We start from the raw sequence: 18,972 nt of genomic DNA, 5'->3' as shown, positions 1-18,972 counted from the left end.
GTTGCACCTGTGTTGCGACTCGAACAACTCGAAGAGGCAGGCTACATGGTGTTTCAACGACATAACGGAAAGAGAAAATAGACGCTTTTGGCGAAATGTTTTTGACGTAAATCAAGCGCTTGTTATTTATAAAATCACACAAATCGCGCTTGATCACGAAAACTCGTTAGAGATCAGTTTCCTGGCGTTTTACTTCCTGCCACACTTCTTCCATGGTATCGAGGTCGATGCCGGTCATTTCCAGGCCGCGGGCGGCGACAATGCGCTCGACCTCGCGGAAGCGACGCTCAAATTTGCGGTTTGCTTTCTGCAGCGCCACCTCGGCTTTGACCCCTAAATGACGGGATAAATTCACCGTGGCAAACAGCAGATCGCCCACTTCCTCTTCCAGTTTTGCTTCATCCACCACCGCCTGCTGCGCTTCATGCATCACTTCATCAATTTCTTCATGCACCTTGTCGAGCACCGGTCCCAGCGAGGTCCAGTCGAAACCGACCGCCGAGCAGCGGCGCTGAATTTTGTGCGCACGCATTAGCGCCGGCAGGCTATGGGGTATATCGTCCAGCGCCGAGTGCTGGGCTTTTTCCGCCCGCTCCGCGCTTTTGATCTGCTCCCAGCGCGCCAGGACTTCGCTGCTGTTTCCTGCGGTAGCATCAGCGAAAATATGGGGATGGCGACGCTCCAGCTTATCGCTGATGGCAGCGCAGATATCGTCAAAGTTAAAGCGTTCCTCTTCCTGCGCCATTTGCGCATAGAACACCACCTGGAACAGCAGATCGCCCAGCTCACCGCGCAGGTCGTCAAAATCTTCCCGCTGGATAGCATCGAGGACCTCGTAGGTCTCCTCAAGGGTGTAAGGGGCGATAGTGGCAAAGGTCTGCTCTTTATCCCACGGGCAGCCGTTTTCCGGGTCGCGCAGGCGCTTCATAATGCCGAGCAGGCGGTCGATTTGGGTCATGTGAGGATCCTGGAAATGTAAAAAATGGTAGAAATTGATATCGGTTTGCAACTTTTGAGCCCGGGAAAAGCGTTTTTCACGTGTGACTCCAGCGTACTTTGCGCTCCCGGTAAATGTTCTGCCATATGTCTCCTGTGGTACAGGGGGCGGCCAGTCGCCGCCGCCCCCTGTACCCCCGGGCTCCGGCCAGCAAAATCGCCGCTGCGCGGTGCCTTCGACTTTTCCCTGCAGGCTTCGGGTCGGGCCGAGGCAGCGTCCCTGCAAAACACGGCCCTCAGCCCGCATCCATGCGGGCTGCCCCTGCCTTCCGGGAACGTCTCAGCGATTTTGAGGCCGCCAACGCCGGCAGTTTCAGCAGCCATTGCCCCAGCGGTCATTCATTGACCTGGCCTGGAGAGGACTTAACCGCCGTGCAGACGGCGCGCGTCGATCACATCCGGCACCTGGTTGAGCTTACCGAGCACCCGGCCCAGCACCTGCAGGTTGTAAATCTCAATGGTCATATCGATGGTTGCCAGCTGCTGACGGGTATCGCTGCGGCTGGCGACACCCAGCACGTTCACCTTCTCATTGGCGAGGATGGTGGTGATATCGCGCAGTAAACCGCTGCGATCGTTCGCCTCCACCCTGACCACCAGCGAGTAGCCCGCCGAGTAGCTTTCACCCCATACCGCATCGACGATGCGCTCCGGAGCATGCGACTGCAGTTCAGCCAGCTGATCGCAGTCGGCGCGATGCACGGAAATCCCGCGCCCCTGGGTGATAAAGCCGACGATCTCATCGCCCGGGATCGGCTGGCAGCAGCGGGCAATATGGTGCATCAGGTTGCCTACCCCTTCCACCACCACCCGGCCATTGTCCTTGGTGCGGTTCTGTGGGGCGTAGGTTTTCTGCTGCAGCTGCTTCAGCGCGGCCGCATCCTGCTCAGCGGCGCTCGGTTTATTGAACTGCGCCTGCAGGAAATTGACCATCTGGTTGAGACGGATATCGCCGCCGCCAATGGCAGCCAGCAGTTCATCGAGCTCGTTGAAGTTGTAGCGCGGCAGCAGGTGTTTTTCCGCATCCTTAAGACTGATGCCCAGATGCTCCAGCTCGTCGTCGAGGATCTGCCGACCAGCGAGAATATTCTTGTCGCGGTCCTGTTTACGGAACCAGGCGTGGATCTTCGAGCGTCCGCGACTGGTGGTCACGTAGCCGAGGTTAGGGTTCAGCCAGTCGCGGCTCGGGTTCGGCTGCTTCTGGGTAATAATTTCAATCTGATCGCCCATCTGCAGCTGATAGGTGAACGGCACGATACGGCCGCCAATTTTGGCGCCGATGCAGCGATGGCCGACGTCGCTGTGGATATGGTAGGCAAAGTCGAGCGGCGTCGACCCCGCCGGCAGGTCCACCACGTCGCCTTTCGGTGTAAAGACATACACCCGATCGTCGAAAACCTGACTGCGCACTTCGTCGAGCATTTCGCCAGAGTCGGCCATCTCTTCCTGCCAGGCAATCAGCTTACGCAGCCAGGCGATGCGGTCCTCATAGCCACGGCCACCGCCGGTGCCCGCTCCCGCCCCCTCTTTGTACTTCCAGTGCGCAGCCACGCCAAGCTCAGCATCTTCATGCATCTGCCGGGTGCGAATTTGAATCTCCACCGTCTTGCCGCTCGGGCCCAGCACCACGGTATGAATAGACTGATAGCCGTTGGGTTTCGGGTTGGCCACGTAGTCATCGAATTCATCCGGCAGGTGACGATAGTGGGTATGGACGATCCCCAGCGCGGCGTAACAATCCTGCAAACGCTCGGCCACGATGCGCACCGCGCGAACGTCAAACAGCTCGTCAAACGCGAGGTGTTTTTTCTGCATTTTGCGCCAGATGCTGTAGATGTGCTTCGGCCGGCCATAGACTTCCGCCTTGACGCCTTCGGCTTTCATCTCCGAGCGCAGGTGGCCGACGAACTCGTCGATGTAATGCTCACGGTCGATACGGCGTTCGTGGAGCAGTTTAGCAATGCGCTTGTATTCTGCCGGATGCAGATAACGGAAGCAGTAATCTTCCAGCTCCCACTTCAGCTGGCCGATACCTAAGCGGTTCGCCAGCGGCGCATAGATATTGGTGCACTCTTTCGCCGCCAGCACGCGTTCATCTTCCGGCGCGTCTTTGACCTCGCGCAGATGCGCGATCCGCTCAGCAAGCTTGATGACCACGCAGCGGAAATCGTCAACCATCGCCAGCAGCATGCGGCGAATGTTATCCACCTGCTCGGAAGATACCGAGTCGTTATGGGTGGCTTTTAGCTGGCGGATAGCGGCCATGTCCCGCACCCCGTGAATCAGGGTCACGACCGATTTACCCACGCTCTCCTGCATGACCTCTTCACTAACGACTTCACCGTCCGCCAGTGGGAACAACAGCGCCGCGCGCAGCGTATCGAGATCCATACTCAGGGTGGACAGAATCTCCACCATTTCGACGCCACGCCACAGCAGCAGGTCTGCCTGCGGGTGTCCTTGCGTTTTTTCGCGACAATAATCCCAGGTTTCGGCTAAGCGCTCACACGACTGCTGGCTGGAAATCCCCAGACTCGCGATCCATTTCTTCGGGTCAAATTCACCAGCTTTATTAAGATGTGCACTTCTTACCGCAACCATTGTCCTCTCCTTAAGGGACCGGCCTGCCGAAGTCGGCAAGCCTCAACTTTCTACATGTCATCCTGCAGGTCGCGTCAGCATTGACGGCCAGGGTGGCTCTTCTGCGACGTTGTGAATGACCTTATGTAAGCCTGCGCTCAAACAACACCATTGATTCCAGATGACCGGTATGCGGGAACATATCCAGCATCGCCAGGCGTTGAATCTGATATCCAGCCTGCAACAGGGTTTCGCTGTCTCGCGCCAGCGTCGCCGGGTTGCAGGAAACATACACCACCCGCCGCGGTGCCAGTTTTATAATATGCGGCATCACGCCCGGCGCGCCGGCGCGGGCCGGGTCCAGCAGCACTTTATCAAAGCCGTGCTTCGCCCAGGCCTGACGGGTGACATCCTCTTCCAGATTTTCATGGAAGAAAGTGACATTTGATAAACCATTGAGGGCGGCGTTTTCCCGCCCCTTTTCTACCAGCGCGGGCACCCCTTCCACCCCCACCACCTGGGCGGCTCGCGTCGCCAGCGGCAGGGTAAAGTTACCCATCCCGCAGAACAGATCCAGCACCCGGTCCTCCGGCCGCAGATCCAGCCATTCCAGCGCAGTACGCACCATCTGCTGATTCACGCCGTCGTTGACCTGGATAAAATCCCGCGGACTGAACACTAAGCGTAGTCCGTCTGAGGTGTACCATGGCGCTTCGCCATGAATATGTTCCAGTATCTCGCTTTGCGGCGCGAGGTACAGAGAAAGACCGTGAGTTTGCGAAAAGCGTTCCAGTTTTTCCCTGTCGCCCGCTGGCAGCGCGGCGGTATGGCGCAGCACCATCAGCGGGCCGTTGTCCGCCTGCACCAGCTCGACGTGGCCGAGGTGGCGTAATGCGCTCAGCGCGCTTAAGCACTCGCGCACGGCAGGCAGCAATGCCTCAAGTTGGGGCACCAAAACAGGGCATTGCACCACATCGACGATCGCTTTGGCGTTGGCCTGGCGAAAACCCATCTGCAATTGTTGGGTCTTTGGTTGATAATTCAAGCTTAAGCGCGCGCGACGGCGGTAGCCCCACGGCACGCCGGCGATGACCTCATCCACCTCACGCTTCATCAGCCGCGCCAGCGCGGCGCGTTTACTTTGCTGCTGAAGCGCGACGCTGGCATGCTGTTGTTGGCAGCCGCCGCAGACGCCAAAATGCGGGCAGCGCGGCGCCTGGCGCTGCGGGCTGTCGGTTAGACGGCGTTTCACCTGGGCGCGGGCGTACTGTTTTTTGTCTTCCACCAGCACCACCTCGGCCTGCTCCTGCGGCAGCACACCGCTCACGAACAGCGCCTTCCCCTGGTGGCGGGCAACGCCCTGACCAAAGGGATCGAGGTCATTGACTGTAACGGTTATGATCTGGCGCGTCGTCACACGCCGTTTTGCAGAGTAGAATTGCGCCATCGTAGAGAGTTGTCTCAATCAAATAAAACGAGCTCGTTCAGGGCGGCAGTGCCGCGAAGCGCACCGACGCGCACAGAACGATGATGTCTATATTCTCCCATAATGGAACCGCATGACCAACTACAGCCTGCGTGCTCGCATGATGATTCTGATACTGGCGCCAACCGTCCTGATTGGGCTGTTGCTCAGTATTTTCTTTGTCGCTCATCGTTATAACGACCTGCAACGCCAGCTGGAGGACGCCGGCGCCAGCATTATTGAGCCGCTGGCGGTCTCCAGCGAATATGGGATGAATTTGCAAAACCGCGAATCCATCGGCCAGCTGATCAGCGTCCTGCATCGGCGTCATTCGGAGATCGTGCGGGCCATCTCGGTGTATGATTCGCATAACCGGCTGTTTGTCACCTCCAATTACCAGCTCAACCCCAGCGAACTGCAGATCCCGAAAGGCGAGGCATTTCCCCGCCATCTCAGCGTCATCCGCGACGGCGACATCATGATCCTGCGCACGCCGATCGTCTCGGAAAGCTATTCGCCCGATGAGTCCCCCGAATCTGACGCCAAAATGCCGGGCAATATGCTGGGCTACGTCGCGCTGGAGCTGGATCTGAAATCAGTCCGCCTCCAGCAGTACAAAGAGATTTTCATCTCCAGTGTGATGATGCTGTTCTGCATTGGCATCGCGCTGATCTTCGGCTGGCGCCTGATGCGCGACGTCACCGGGCCTATCCGCAATATGGTCAACACCGTCGACCGCATCCGCCGCGGACAGCTGGACAGCCGGGTCGAGGGTTTTATGCTCGGCGAACTGGATATGTTGAAAAACGGCATTAACTCGATGGCCATGTCGCTGGCGGCCTACCATGAGGAGATGCAGCACAACGTCGACCAGGCGACCTCCGATCTGCGGGAAACCCTTGAGCAGATGGAGATCCAGAACGTTGAGCTGGACCTGGCGAAAAAGCGCGCCCAGGAGGCGGCGCGCATTAAGTCTGAGTTCCTGGCCAATATGTCCCACGAGCTGCGCACCCCGCTCAATGGGGTGATCGGCTTTACCCGCCTGACGCTGAAAACCGATCTCAACGCCACGCAGCGCGACCACCTTACCACCATCGAACGTTCGGCCAATAATCTGCTGGCGATCATCAATGACGTGCTCGACTTTTCCAAGCTGGAAGCCGGGAAGCTGATTCTGGAGAGTATTCCGTTCCTGCTGCGCACCTCGCTTGATGAAGTGGTCACCCTGCTGGCGCATTCCGCGCACGATAAAGGGCTGGAGCTGACGCTGAACATTAAGAACAATGTGCCGGATAACGTCATTGGCGATCCGCTCCGTCTGCAGCAGATTGTGACCAACCTCGTGGGCAATGCGATTAAATTCACCGAGCACGGCAATATCGACGTGCTGGTGGAGCAGCGGGCCATCAGCAACTCGCGGGTACAGATCGAAATTCAGATCCACGATACCGGCATCGGCATCCCCGAGCGCGACCAGTCCCGACTGTTCCAAGCCTTCCGTCAGGCCGATGCCAGCATTTCACGCCGGCACGGCGGCACCGGGCTTGGGCTGGTGATCACCCAGCGTCTGGTCAAAGAGATGGGCGGCGATATTTCGTTCCACAGTCAGCCGAACCGCGGCTCCACCTTCTGGTTCCATATCAGCCTTGATCTCAACCCGAACGCCATTCCGGATATGCTGAACACCGACGGGCTGACGGGCAAACGTCTGGCCTATGTGGAAGCCAACGCGACGGCGGCGCAATGTACGCTGGAGATGCTGGCCGCCACGCCGCTGGAGGTGATCTACAGCCCTACCTTCTCCTCGCTGGCGGAAGCGCAGTACGACATTCTGCTGGTCGGCATCCCGGTCTCAATGCGCGATTTGTCGCCGCATCGGGAAAAATTAGTCAAAGCCTGCGCGATGTCTGACAACGTGCTGCTTGCTCTGCCATGTCATGCCCAGGTCAGCGCCGAAGCCCTGAAGCGCGACGGCGTCGCTGCCTGCCTGTTGAAACCGCTCACTACCACCCGCCTGCTGCCGGCGCTGGTGGCCACCAATCATGCGCCGGCTTCCGCGCCGTTGACGCAAACCGACAGCCATAAGCTGCCGATGACCGTGATGGCCGTCGACGACAATCCGGCTAACCTGAAGCTGATTGGCGCCCTGCTGGACGACCTTGTGCAGCAGGTGATCCTCTGCGACAGCGGCCAGCAGGCCGTGGACCAGGCCAAGCGGCTGCAGATGGATCTGATCCTGATGGATATTCAGATGCCGGATATGGACGGCATCCGCGCCTGCGAGCTGATTCATCATCTGTCGCATCATCAGCAAACCCCGGTGATTGCGGTCACCGCGCACGCCCTGGAGGGCCAGCGGGAGAAGCTGTTGAGCGCCGGCATGAACGATTATCTGGCGAAGCCAATCGAAGAAGAGAAACTGCACGCTCTGCTGCTGCGCTATCAGCCCGGCCTGCTCAGCGTCGCTCCGGCGGCGCTACCGCCCGCAGAGCCGGTCATCGACCATAACCTGACGCTTGACTGGCAGCTGGCGCTGCGTCAGGCCGCCATGAAGCCGGATCTGGCGCGGGAGATGCTGCAGATGCTGATCGCCTTTATGCCGGAGGTGCGTAATAAAGTGGAAGAGCAGCTGGTGGGCGAGCAGCCGGAAGGGCTGGTGGATCTGATCCACAAGCTGCACGGCAGCTGCAGCTACAGCGGCGTGCCGCGGTTGAAAAAGCTGTGCCACACCCTGGAGAGCCAGCTGCGGTCGGGTACCGCCGCCGAGGACCTGGAGCCGGAGCTGCTCGAGCTGTTAGACGAGATGGATAATGTGGCCCGCGAAGCGTGCCGGATGGGCGTGTAAACCCCGGATAGCGGCGCTACGCGCCTCATCCAGGCTACGCCCTACGGTCCGGTATTCGGTTGGTAGCCCCGGTAAGCGTAAGCGCCACCGGGGATGGTTCCCGGATCGCGGTGCTACGCACCTTATCCGGGTTACAAATACCACTGCGCCAGCCGGGTTACCGCTTATCGCCCATCTGCAAAACCGCGGCGACGTTACGCGCCGTCATCCGCAGGTTGGCGGCGGCATTGGCCAGCGCTTCATCCAGGGTACAGATGGTATATAACACGCTGAATACCGCATCCAGTCCGTGCTGATGCACCACCCCGACATCGGCGGTAAGGCTGCCGGCAATCCCAATCACCGGAACGTTAAAACGCTTCGCCACCTTAGCTACCCCCACCGGCACCTTGCCGTGGATCGTCTGGCTATCGATACGCCCTTCGCCGGTGATCACTAAATCGGCATCCGCCACCCGCGTCGCCAGCTGCAGCGCATCGGTGACGATCTCAATGCCCGGGCGCAGCGTTGCGCCACAAAACGCATACAGCGCCGCCCCCATGCCGCCCGCCGCGCCACCGCCTTCCAGGCTCAGCACATCGATATCTAAATCACGGGCGATTATCCGGGCATAGTGCAGCAGGCCGCTGTCGAGGCGGTCGATCATCTGCGTCGTCGCCCCTTTTTGCGGGCCAAACACCGCGCTGGCCCCCTGCGGGCCGGTTAGCGGGTTGGTGACGTCGCAGGCAACCTCAATCCGGCAATCTGCCAGCCGCGGATCGAGTTCGCTAAGGTCGATACGCGCCAGCGTCTCCAGCGCGCCGCCCCCGGAGGCGATTTGCTGGCCGTCGGCGGTCAACAGTTTCGCCCCCAGCGCCTGCGCCATCCCGGCGCCGCCGTCATTGGTCGCACTGCCGCCAATGCCAATAATGATCTGTCGCACGCCGGCGTCCAGCGCGTGTCGGATCAGCTCCCCGGTTCCCCAGGAAGTGGTCAGCAGCGGATTACGCTGCGCCGGCGGGACGCTCTCCAGCCCGCTGGCTGCCGCCATTTCGATAAAGGCGCACTGGCGATCGCCGGACAGCCCATAAAATGCCTCAACCGGTTCACCCAGCGGCCCGGTGACCGTCAGCGGAACCTGATGCCCGCCGGTCGCCGCCACCATGGCTTCCACCGTCCCTTCACCACCGTCGGCAACCGGCAGCTTGACGTACTCCGCGTCAGGATAAATCTCGCGAAAGCCTTGCTCTATCGCCGTGGCCACTTCCAGCGCGCTCAGACTCTCCTTCCAGGAATCCGGTGCGATCACTATTTTCATGTGCTGTCCTTACTCTGAGCCAACCCCTGGCGCTGTCGCGCAATGCCGGCCCCGCAGAGGCCGGCGGCCTTTTAGCGCACCATGCATGGACGCTTGTTGTCAAAGGTCCAGCCCGGGATCAGATACTGCATCGCCATCGCATCGTCGCGGGCGCCAAGACCATGTTTCTTATATAGCTCATTTGCCTGCATCACGCGGTCCATATCCAGCTCAACCCCCAGGCCCGGGGTACTCGGTACCTGCACCATACCGCCTTTGATTTCAAAAGGTTGTTTGGTCAGACGCTGGTTGCCCTCCTGCCAAATCCAGTGGGTATCAATCGCGGTGATTTTGCCCGGCGCCGCTGCCGCGACATGGGTGAACATCGCCAGCGACACGTCGAAGTGGTTATTGGAGTGCGATCCCCAGGTCAGGCCGAACTCATGGCACATCTGCGCCACACGCACCGACCCCTGCATGGTCCAGAAGTGCGGGTCCGCCAGCGGGATATCCACCGACTGCAGGGACAAGGTATGGCCCATCTGTCGCCAGTCGGTGGCGATCATATTGGTCGCGGTCGGCAGGCCCGTCGCGCGGCGGAACTCGGCCATCACTTCGCGGCCAGAGAAACCTTGTTCGGCGCCGCATGGGTCTTCCGCATAGGCCAGCACGCCCTTCAGCTGTTTACCAATCTGGATGGCTTCCTCCAGCAGCCAGGCGCCGTTCGGGTCGAGAGTGACGCGGGCATTCGGGAAGCGTTTCGCCAGGGCGCTGATCGCCTCAGCTTCTTCAAAACCGGCCAGCACGCCGCCCTTCAGCTTAAAGTCGTTGAAGCCATATTTTTCATACGCCGCTTCCGCCAGGCGGACCACCGCATCCGGCGTCATCGCCTCTTCATGGCGCAGGCGATACCACTCGCACTGCTCATCCGGCTGGCTCTGATAGGCCAGCGGCGTGGCGTGGCGGTTGCCGACAAAGAACAGATAGCCCAGCATTTCGACTTCGCTGCGCTGCTGGCCATCGCCAAGCAGGGAAGCGACATTGACGCCAAGGTGCTGGCCCAGCAGGTCCAGCAGCGCCGCTTCAATCCCGGTTACCACGTGAATGGTGGTACGCAGGTCGAAGGTCTGCAGGCCGCGGCCCCCGGCGTCGCGGTCGGCAAACTGGTTGCGCACCGCGCCCAGCACATTCTTGTACTCGCCCAGCGTTTTGCCCACCACCAGCGGCGCGGCATCTTCCAGGGTCTGGCGGATTTTTTCGCCGCCGGGGATTTCGCCGACGCCGGTATGCCCGGCGTTATCTTTGATAATCACAATATTGCGGGTGAAGTACGGGGCGTGCGCGCCGCTCAGGTTCATCAGCATGCTGTCATGGCCGGCAACCGGGATCACCTGCATGGTCGTAACAACGGGCGTTGAAGTGAAAGTCGTCATAGCATCATCCTTTTTAATTAGTGGCGGCCGAAAACGGGACGTTTGCGGTCGAATGTCCAGCCGGGGATCAGGTACTGCATCGGGCCTGCGTCGTTGCGCGCGCCGCCCGGCAGCGCTTTATAGGCCTCATGGGCTTTGCGCACCTGCTCCCAGTCAAGTTCCACGCCGAGTCCCGGCGCGTCTGGCACGGCAATCTTGCCGTGAATAATCTGCAGCGGATATTTGGTCAGGCGCGCGTCGCCCTCCTGCCAGATCCAGTGGGTGTCAATGGCGGTGGGGTTGCCCGGCGCGGCGGCGCCCACGTGGGTAAACATCGCCAGGGAAATATCAAAGTGGTTGTTGGAATGGCAGCCCCAGGTGAGCCCCCAGTCGTCACACAGTTGCGCCACCCGTACCGCGCCGGAGAGCGTCCAGAAATGCGGATCCGCCAGCGGGATGTCGACGGCATTGAGCATCACCGCATGGCCCATTTCACGCCAGTTGGTGGCGATCATATTGGTGGCGACCGGCAGCCCGGTGGCACGACGGAACTCGGCCATCACCTCCCGGCCGGAGAAACCTTGCTCGGCACCGCACGGATCTTCGGCATAAGTCAGGACATCCTGCAGCCCTTTGCACAGCGCGATGGCCTCATCCAGCAGCCAGGCGCCGTTCGGGTCGACGGTGATGCGCGCCTCCGGAAAACGCTTTTTCAGCGCCCGCGCGGTGTCGATCTCCTGCTCGCCGGGCAGCACGCCGCCCTTCAGCTTAAAGTCTTTGAAACCGTAGCGATCCTGGGCGGCTTCCGCCAGACGCACTACCGCCTCGCTGCTCAACGCCTGCTGATGGCGCAGGCGGTACCATTCATGATCGCCCGGCGTATGGTCCAGATAGCCAAGGTCGGTTTTCTGCCGATCGCCAATATAGAACAGGTAGCCCAGCACGGTGACGGCATCACGCTGCTTACCCGGCCCCAGCAGCTCGCAGACCGGCACCTTCAGCACCTGGCCGAGCAGGTCGAGCAGCGCCGCTTCCAGCGCCGCCACCGCGTTAACCTTCAGTTCGAAGGTCCATGCCCCTTTGCCGAAGGTATCGAAATCCGCCGCCTGATTGCCTTTGTGCACCTGCTGCACTACGCGATTGAGTCGGGCGACCTCCTGGCCCACCACCTGCGGGATCGCCGCCAGCAGCGTCTGGTAGATAACCTCCCCGCCGGGCGCTTCGCCAACGCCGGTGTGGCCGGCATTATCGGTCAATACCACGATATTGCGGGTAAACCAGGCGTTGTGCGCCCCGCCGATGTTCAGCAGCATGCTGTCGTGCCCGGCCACCGGAATGACCTTCATCTCTGTGATAATCGGGCTGGATTGGGTAGTCATGATGAGCGCCCCACCACAGGTTTCAGTTCGATGCGTTTGATATCGCCCACCAGCACCAGGTAGCTCAGCACCGCCACCAGGGCATGGATGCCGACGTAGATCAGCGCGCCGTTGAACGAGCCGGTGGTGCCAACGATATAGCCGATGGCGATGGGAGTGACGATACCGGAGATATTGCCGAACATGTTGAACAGGCCGCCGGAGAGACCGCTAATTTCTTTCGGCGCGGTGTCCGCCATCACCGCCCAGCCGAGCGCCCCGATCCCTTTGCCGAAGAAGGCCATTGCCATAAAGCCGATCACCATCCACTCCACGTTGACATAGTTACACATCAGCATGGTCATGGAGAGCAGCATCCCCAGCACGATCGGCGTTTTGCGCGCGATGTTCAGCGAGCCGGTGCGGCGCATTAACCAGTCGGAAATCACCCCGCCCAGCACCCCGCCGACAAAGCCGCACACCGCCGGAACGGAGGCGACAAAGCCGGCTTTGAGGATCGACATGCCGCGCGCCTGCACCAGATAAACCGGGAACCAGGTGATAAAGAAGTAGGTTAAGGCGTTGATGCAATACTGACCGATATAGATGCCGATCATCATCCGCGATCCGATCAGCTGTCTGATCTGTCCCATTTTGACGCTAAACGGCACTTTCTGCGCGCTACTCTTCTGATCCATGTTGATCAGCGCCCCGCCTTCGGCGATATAGTCCAGCTCTTTCTGGTTCACGCCCGGATGGTTGTTCGGATCGTGGATCACTTTCAACCACACAAAGCTGATCACAATCCCCAGGCCGCCCATAAAGAAGAATACGTGCGACCAACCCACCTCATGCGTCAGCCAGCCCATGATCGGCGCGAAGATAACGGTGGCAAAGTACTGGGCGGAGTTAAAAATCGATACCGCCGTCCCCCTCTCCTGCGCCGGGAACCAGGCGGCGACGATACGGCTGTTGCCCGGGAATGACGGCGACTCGGCAAGGCCGACGAGGAAACGCAGAGTGAACAGCGCGATGATAATGCCAAAGCCGCTGAAGATATCGACGAAGCCCTGCAGCAGGGTAAACATCGACCAGATGAAGATCGACCAGAAATAGACGCGCTTCGAACCGAAGCGGTCAAGCAGCCAGCCGCCCGGGATCTGGCCGATGACATACGCCCATGAGAACGCGGAGAACACATACCCCATGCCAACAGGATCGAGGCCGATATCTTTGGCCATTTCCGAACCGGCGATCGACAGCGTCGCCCGGTCACCATAGTTAAAAGAAGTGACGATAAACAGCATCACCACTATCCAGTAGCGGGCGTTGGTGCGCTTTTCAGCCGCCGTCGCCGCCTGACTTAATGAACTCATTGTTGTACTCCTGAATCATAGCGTTTAGCTACGTTCATTCTGAACAGCACAACCTGTAGGGTAATCAGAATGACGTGGTCGTGTTTTGATAGTTGTCGTTATATCTGGCACTGCATTTATCACTGGCTGGAGCAGTATATGAAGAGGCACACCGCGGCTCACCGTGCATCTACACAGCTTTTACGCCGCTATTGCAGGTGGTTTGTGGCGAATGCCTGAAAGAATGGGGGGAAGTTCACGGAAATGAAAAACCAGCGCCGCTGGAGCCGCAAAGCACAGCAAAAAGGGCCGGAGTGTGAAATACCTCACTTGACCCGGTGAAACTGGCTGGCTTAAGCCATGATATTGCTAAGGATATTGTGGCGTTTGCCTAAAGGCGTGGCGCCAGGAACGCGCTACCATTTTGACGTCCGCGTATCTGGCCGCGACGTATTGAAAGAGCGCCCTCTGCGTAGGGAGAGGGCAGCGCTTTTATTCGAGCAGGGTGGCCCACTGCTCAACCCACGGATTGGAGACGCTCTCCGGCTCCGGGTCTTCGCTAGCGTCAATCTTCAGCATCTCGCCGATGCGCTTCGCGCCCTGCTCCTGCAGTAGCTGGTCGAACTTCAGCCCGCCGCCGCAAAAGTTAGCATAGGTGCTGTCGCCGAGCGCGATAATGCCGTAGCGCAGATGGGGCTGATACATATCTTTCATCCCCTCATACAGCGGAACAATGCTGTCCGGCAGATCGCCCTGCCCGGTGGTGGAGGTGACCACCAGCACATATTTACCCGTATAGGATTCCCAGTCGTTGACCTGCGGATCCTCGTACACGGTTGCCTTGTGTCCCAGTCCGCTGAGGATCGCTTCCGCTTCTTCCGCGACCAGCAGCGAGTTGCCGTACATGGTGCCGACAAAAATTCCGACTTCCGCCATGCTATTATCTCCCTGGATTGACCTTATTCCCTTCATCCTGACCGCAGTCGTCGGCAAACTCAACCCTTTCATTTAGCGGGAGAAGCCCGCGCCAGCCAAACTGCGACAGGGCGCGCATCCAGACCTCGTCAAAACCAGCGCGCAGGGTCAGCGGCTCGCCGGTAAACGGATGGGTTAACGACAGCTCGCTGGCGTGCAGCATCAGGCGGTGACAGCCGAAATGTTCTGCGGCGCTGCGGTTTTGCCGCAGATCGCCGTGCTTGCTGTCGCCAAGGATCGGATGACGCAGATGAGCAAGATGGCGGCGCAGCTGGTGCTTGCGGCCGGTTTTCGGCTCCAGTTCCACCAGCCCGTAGCGAGTGGTGGGATAACGCCCGGTTGCCACCGGCATCTCCACCGTCGCCAGGCCGCGGTAGTGGGTCACCGCCGGCTGCGGATCTTTGTCCTCACGAGCAAATTTATCGGCGATTTTATCCAGCTCTTCCACCAGCGGGTAATCCAGCAGCGCTTCGTCCATCAGCCAGCCGCGGACGATCGCATGGTAGCGCTTCTGGATCTGATGCTGTTCAAATTGCTGCGCCAGCAGGCGGCCCGCCTCGCTCGACAGCCCCATCAGCAGGACGCCGGAGGTGGGCCGGTCGAGACGATGAGCGGTAAAAACGTGCTGGCCAATCTGGTCGCGCACGGTCTGCATCACCACCACTTTCTCGTCGCGATCGAGCCAGCTGCGATGCACCAGCCAGCCCGAGGGTTTATTGACCGCCACCAGCCAGTCGTCCTGGTAGATAATCTCCAGCATCAGGCCTGCTCACCGGCAAACAGCGCGTCTAACAGCAGAAGTTCCGCCAGCATGGATTCGCGGACCGGGTGGGCCTGATCCAGAGCCATCTCGTAATAAGGCGCAACGGCAAAATTTTGCGGCAGCGGCTGACCGCTCTCCAGCAGCTGGTGCATACGCGGGATCAGGACCCACTGCAGCCACTCCAGCGGCTCCAGGGTATCCAGGCAAAACGGCTTATCGCTGGCGAAGGCGCTGCTGTCCGGCGCCGTCGCCTGCCAGTGCTCTGTTTCGCGCAGCAGGGCTTCAATGGCGCGCAGGCGATCGCGCACGCTATCGTGAAGAGTCATGGGGAAACCTCGATGAGTTAAAAACCGGGCGCAGGATAGCAAATCCGCAGAAGAAATAAAAAAAGGGAGCACTGTATAAACAGTGCTCCCGGTTCGTTTTGCAGCATTCCCGCTACATTGGTGCTCCCTGCTCGTCCTTGAAAACTTTTCCTGAGGTCTCCTGACCAATGTTCATCCATAAACTCGCGCATCCTGCTTTCACACCACCCCGATGCGAAATGACTTATCCTTAAGTTTGTCCCGATCTTCCTGATCCACCGTTCATCCTGAGCGGCTCTCGTTCTCCATCCTGGAGGTGTCCATTACGCGTTCCTGCGTTATCCTTGCTTCATCCTGAAGCCTGTCCTTGCAACGCCATCCTGGCGGGTCCTGCAGAAGCGCCATCATCCTGATGTTCGCTTCATTTCGCGACTTCCTGTCGACAGACATAGGATCACTGATTCTGCCTCGTCTTACAACCCTTCTTGAGACAATCTCTTAAGATTAGTCCCCACTCAAAAGGACGAAAAAATTAAGATCTGATTTGATACCAATGACTTATAAAAAAAAGAAGGGATTAAATTTGCCTTAAATGATGACGATCTCTTACAGGTTTTGTAAGAGATCTCTCACAAACGACCAGGTAGACTGGATTACAGAACCGGCTCAAGGTGGCTGAGGAAACTCGCAAGCGAGGGGGAAAGCGTGATGCGTTTGGCGGTGCCGAGGGTCTCTTTGATCACCTCGCCGCTGAGATTACAGACGGAAATCACATCCCGTTCACTCTCGAGGGTGGCGATAAACAGCGTCGGCGCCAGCTTCAAGCGCTTCTGTACCACCAGGTGCCCGATTAAGTTTTCCTGCACCCGCTGGAAATCCTCTTCACTCCAGGTCTGCAGCAGCGTCAGCGTTTCGTCGGCAAACCGGCCGGTCATGTCGCCGGCAAACTGAGTGGTATAATAAGAATGAAGCGGCTGTTGTACCACAATATCCAGGGCGCGTTCAACCGCGCTGATATTTTGCGCCAGCGAAAACGGCTGCGGCTGCCAGAATACGGCCTCGCCCTGGGTATCAACGACGCAAGGCGACGGAACGCCGTAAAGCTCTTCACTGCGCGGCAGGCTGTTGCGCTGTTGCTGCCAGGCGGCGCAGTAACGTTGGGTAAAAGCGCGCAGCGCTTCTGCGGTCTGATGGTCCACCGGTTTCTCTCTTCACGTTAGACAGGATACACTGGAGAGATAGTGTACCCGCTTTACTATGGTGAAACATGTCTTCTTACGATAATCATCAGGCGCTGGCCGGCCTGACGCTCGGTAAATCAACCGATTACCGCGATACTTATGACGCCTCGCTGCTGCAGGGCGTCCCGCGCAGCCTTAACCGCGATCCGCTGGGCCTGCATGCCGATAACCTGCCGTTCCACGGCGCCGATATCTGGACGCTGTACGAACTCTCCTGGCTGAACGGCAAAGGCCTGCCGCAGGTGGCCGTCGGCCACGTCGAACTCCCCGACACCAGCGTCAATCTGGTGGAGTCAAAAAGCTTTAAGCTCTATCTCAACAGCTTTAACCAGACGCGTTTCGCCAGCTGGCAGGACGTTGCAGAGACGCTGACCCGCGATCTGAGCGCCTGCGCGCAGGGAGAGGTCAAGGTGGCGCTGTATCGGCTGGATGAACTGGAAGGCCAGCCGATTGCCCACCTGCACGGTGCCTGCATCGACGATCAGGATATCGAGATCGATAACTATCAGTTCAGCACCAACTATCTGCAGGGCGCCGCCAGCGGCAAAATCGTGGAAGAGACGCTGGTCAGCCATCTGCTGAAATCCAACTGCCTGATCACCCACCAGCCGGACTGGGGCTCGGTACAGATCCAGTATCGGGGGGCGAAAATCGACCGCGAGCAGCTCCTGCGCTATCTGGTCTCATTCCGCCATCATAACGAATTCCATGAGCAGTGCGTCGAGCGCATCTTTAACGATATTCTCCGTTTCTGCCAGCCGGAATCGCTTTCCGTTTACGCCCGCTATACGCGACGCGGCGGTCTGGATATCAACCCCTGGCGCAGCAACGGCGACTTTTCCCCCGCCACTGGCCGCCTCGCCCGACAATAATAAATAATTTCACAATATGCGTGCGTTTAGGCGCGCGCAAGGTTGTGGAAACGCCGCTCGCAGGGCTATTGTAATCACAGGAAGACCATAAGCGTCCTGTAAGGAGTTCACTTGATTACACATGTTAGCCCGCTTGGTTCAATGGATATGCTGTCGCAGCTGGAAGTGGATATGCTTAAGCGCACCGCCAGCAGTGACCTGTATCAACTCTTTCGCAACTGCTCGCTTGCTGTGCTCAACTCGGGGAGCCTGACCGATAACAGCAAGGAGCTGCTCTCCCGTTTTGAAAACTTCGATATTAACGTGCTGCGTCGCGAACGTGGCGTGAAGCTGGAACTGATCAACCCGCCGGAAGAGGCTTTCGTTGACGGGCGTATTATCCGTTCCCTGCAGGCCAACCTGTTCGCCGTGCTGCGCGATATCCTGTTCGTTTACGGCCAGATCCACAATACCGTTCGCTTCCCGAATCTCGATCTGGAAAGTTCGGTCCATATCACCAACCTGGTGTTTTCGATCCTGCGCAACGCCCGCGCGCTGCACGTCGGCGAAGCACCGAACATGATCGTCTGCTGGGGCGGTCACTCCATTAATGAAAACGAATATCTCTACGCCCGCCGCGTCGGTACGCAGTTGGGACTGCGCGAACTGAACATCTGCACCGGCTGCGGGCCTGGCGCAATGGAGGCCCCGATGAAAGGCGCCGCCGTCGGCCACGCGCAGCAGCGCTACAAAGACAGCCGCTTTATCGGCATGACCGAACCGTCCATCATTGCCGCAGAACCGCCGAACCCGCTGGTCAACGAACTGATCATCATGCCGGATATCGAAAAGCGTCTGGAAGCCTTCGTGCGCATCGCCCACGGGATCATTATCTTCCCGGGCGGCGTCGGCACTGCCGAAGAGCTGCTCTATCTGCTGGGTATTCTGATGCATCCGGAGAACAAAGCGCAGGTGCTGCCGCTGATCCTCACCGGACCGAAAGAGAGCGCCGACTACTTCCGCGTGCTGGACGAGTTTATCACCCATACTCTGGGCGAGTCCGCCCGTCGTCACTATCGGATCATCATCGACGATCCGGCGGAAGTGGCGCGGCAGATGAAAAAAGCGATGCCGCTGGTGAAAGAGAGCCGTCGCGAGACCGATGATGCCTACAGCTTCAACTGGTCGATACGCATCTCGCCGGACCTGCAGATGCCGTTTGATCCGACCCATGAAAACATGGCCAATCTCAAGCTCTCCCCGGACCAACCGGTGGAAGTGCTGGCCGCCGACCTGCGTCGCGCCTTCTCCGGGATTGTCGCGGGTAACGTCAAAGAGGTGGGCATCCAGGCCATTGAGCAGTACGGTCCTTACAAGCTGCATGGCGATCCGGAGATGATGCGCCGCATGGACGATCTGCTGCAGGGCTTCGTCGCCCAGCATCGTATGAAACTGCCGGGCGGCACCGCCTATATTCCTTGCTACGAAATCATCGCCTGATTTCTCACTCTCCCGCCGGGGTATCTTCTACAGCCTGCCCCCGGCGGGCT

At 59.1% G+C, this 18,972-nt stretch carries 14 protein-coding genes; 3 read left to right on the top strand and 11 right to left on the bottom strand.

Annotated features, from left to right (window positions below; translation table 11 throughout):
• Positions 1-166: 166 nt before the first annotated feature.
• The 3 genes from mazG to rlmD form a co-directional block, all read right to left on the bottom strand.
• Entirely contained in the window at positions 167-958 is a 792-nt protein-coding gene (gene mazG, locus DTA24_RS05445; protein ID WP_008806245.1) for a nucleoside triphosphate pyrophosphohydrolase, read from the bottom strand.
• A 401-nt stretch (positions 959-1,359) separates the two neighbouring features.
• Entirely contained in the window at positions 1,360-3,597 is a 2,238-nt protein-coding gene (gene relA, locus DTA24_RS05435) for a GTP diphosphokinase (RefSeq protein WP_008806246.1), read from the bottom strand.
• Positions 3,598-3,718: 121 nt separating this feature from the next.
• Positions 3,719-5,023: a 23S rRNA (uracil(1939)-C(5))-methyltransferase RlmD gene (gene rlmD, locus DTA24_RS05430; RefSeq protein WP_032731167.1), complete on the bottom strand. Its 1,305-nt coding sequence runs from the start codon at positions 5,021-5,023 to the stop codon at positions 3,719-3,721.
• Between the two features lie 112 nt (positions 5,024-5,135).
• Here rlmD and barA point away from each other — a divergent pair, with 112 nt between their 5' ends.
• Positions 5,136-7,886: a two-component sensor histidine kinase BarA gene (gene barA / locus DTA24_RS05425; protein WP_012540726.1), complete on the top strand. Its 2,751-nt coding sequence runs from the start codon at positions 5,136-5,138 to the stop codon at positions 7,884-7,886.
• A gap of 157 nt (positions 7,887-8,043) precedes the next feature.
• Here barA and DTA24_RS05415 read toward each other — a convergent pair whose 3' ends face one another.
• The 8 genes from DTA24_RS05415 to syd form a co-directional block, all read right to left on the bottom strand.
• Positions 8,044-9,183, bottom strand: coding sequence for a glycerate kinase (locus DTA24_RS05415; protein WP_008806249.1), 1,140 nt, complete (start codon positions 9,181-9,183; stop codon positions 8,044-8,046).
• A 71-nt stretch (positions 9,184-9,254) separates the two neighbouring features.
• Positions 9,255-10,595, bottom strand: coding sequence for a glucarate dehydratase (gene gudD / locus DTA24_RS05410; RefSeq protein WP_008806250.1), 1,341 nt, complete (start codon positions 10,593-10,595; stop codon positions 9,255-9,257).
• Positions 10,596-10,612: 17 nt separating this feature from the next.
• Positions 10,613-11,953, bottom strand: a complete 1,341-nt coding sequence (locus tag DTA24_RS05405) for an enolase C-terminal domain-like protein (RefSeq protein WP_012540724.1) — start codon at positions 11,951-11,953, stop codon at positions 10,613-10,615.
• A complete protein-coding gene (locus DTA24_RS05400) occupies positions 11,950-13,308 on the bottom strand; it encodes an MFS transporter (RefSeq protein ID WP_008806252.1) in 1,359 nt (452 codons plus the stop codon). Before DTA24_RS05400 ends, DTA24_RS05405 begins: the two co-directional genes overlap by 4 nt.
• Positions 13,309-13,779: 471 nt before the next feature.
• Positions 13,780-14,223 carry a flavodoxin gene (locus DTA24_RS05395; protein ID WP_008806253.1) on the bottom strand — a complete coding sequence of 148 codons (444 nt, stop codon included), beginning with the start codon at positions 14,221-14,223 and terminating at the stop codon, positions 13,780-13,782.
• 4 nt (positions 14,224-14,227) lie between these two features.
• Entirely contained in the window at positions 14,228-15,022 is a 795-nt protein-coding gene (gene truC / locus DTA24_RS05390; RefSeq protein ID WP_008806254.1) for a tRNA pseudouridine(65) synthase TruC, read from the bottom strand.
• Complete coding sequence (locus DTA24_RS05385) at positions 15,022-15,351, bottom strand: YqcC family protein (RefSeq protein WP_008806255.1); 330 nt, start codon at positions 15,349-15,351, stop codon at positions 15,022-15,024. The genes truC and DTA24_RS05385 overlap by 1 nt, the downstream gene beginning before the upstream one ends.
• A 632-nt stretch (positions 15,352-15,983) precedes the next feature.
• Positions 15,984-16,529, bottom strand: coding sequence for a SecY-interacting protein (syd, locus tag DTA24_RS05380; protein ID WP_008806256.1), 546 nt, complete (start codon positions 16,527-16,529; stop codon positions 15,984-15,986).
• 68 nt (positions 16,530-16,597) lie between these two features.
• Here syd and queF point away from each other — a divergent pair, with 68 nt between their 5' ends.
• Positions 16,598-17,443, top strand: coding sequence for an NADPH-dependent 7-cyano-7-deazaguanine reductase QueF (queF, locus tag DTA24_RS05375; protein ID WP_032755398.1), 846 nt, complete (start codon positions 16,598-16,600; stop codon positions 17,441-17,443).
• Between the two features lie 111 nt (positions 17,444-17,554).
• Positions 17,555-18,922, top strand: a complete 1,368-nt coding sequence (ppnN, locus tag DTA24_RS05370; RefSeq protein ID WP_008806258.1) for a nucleotide 5'-monophosphate nucleosidase PpnN — start codon at positions 17,555-17,557, stop codon at positions 18,920-18,922.
• The last annotated feature ends 50 nt before the right edge of the window (positions 18,923-18,972 follow it).

This window comes from Klebsiella sp. P1CD1 (assembly GCF_003790505.1).
In the GTDB taxonomy this organism is placed as follows: domain Bacteria; phylum Pseudomonadota; class Gammaproteobacteria; order Enterobacterales; family Enterobacteriaceae; genus Klebsiella; species Klebsiella variicola.
Note: the sequence above shows the minus strand (reverse complement) of the source record. Positions and strands in the feature narration are given on the sequence as shown.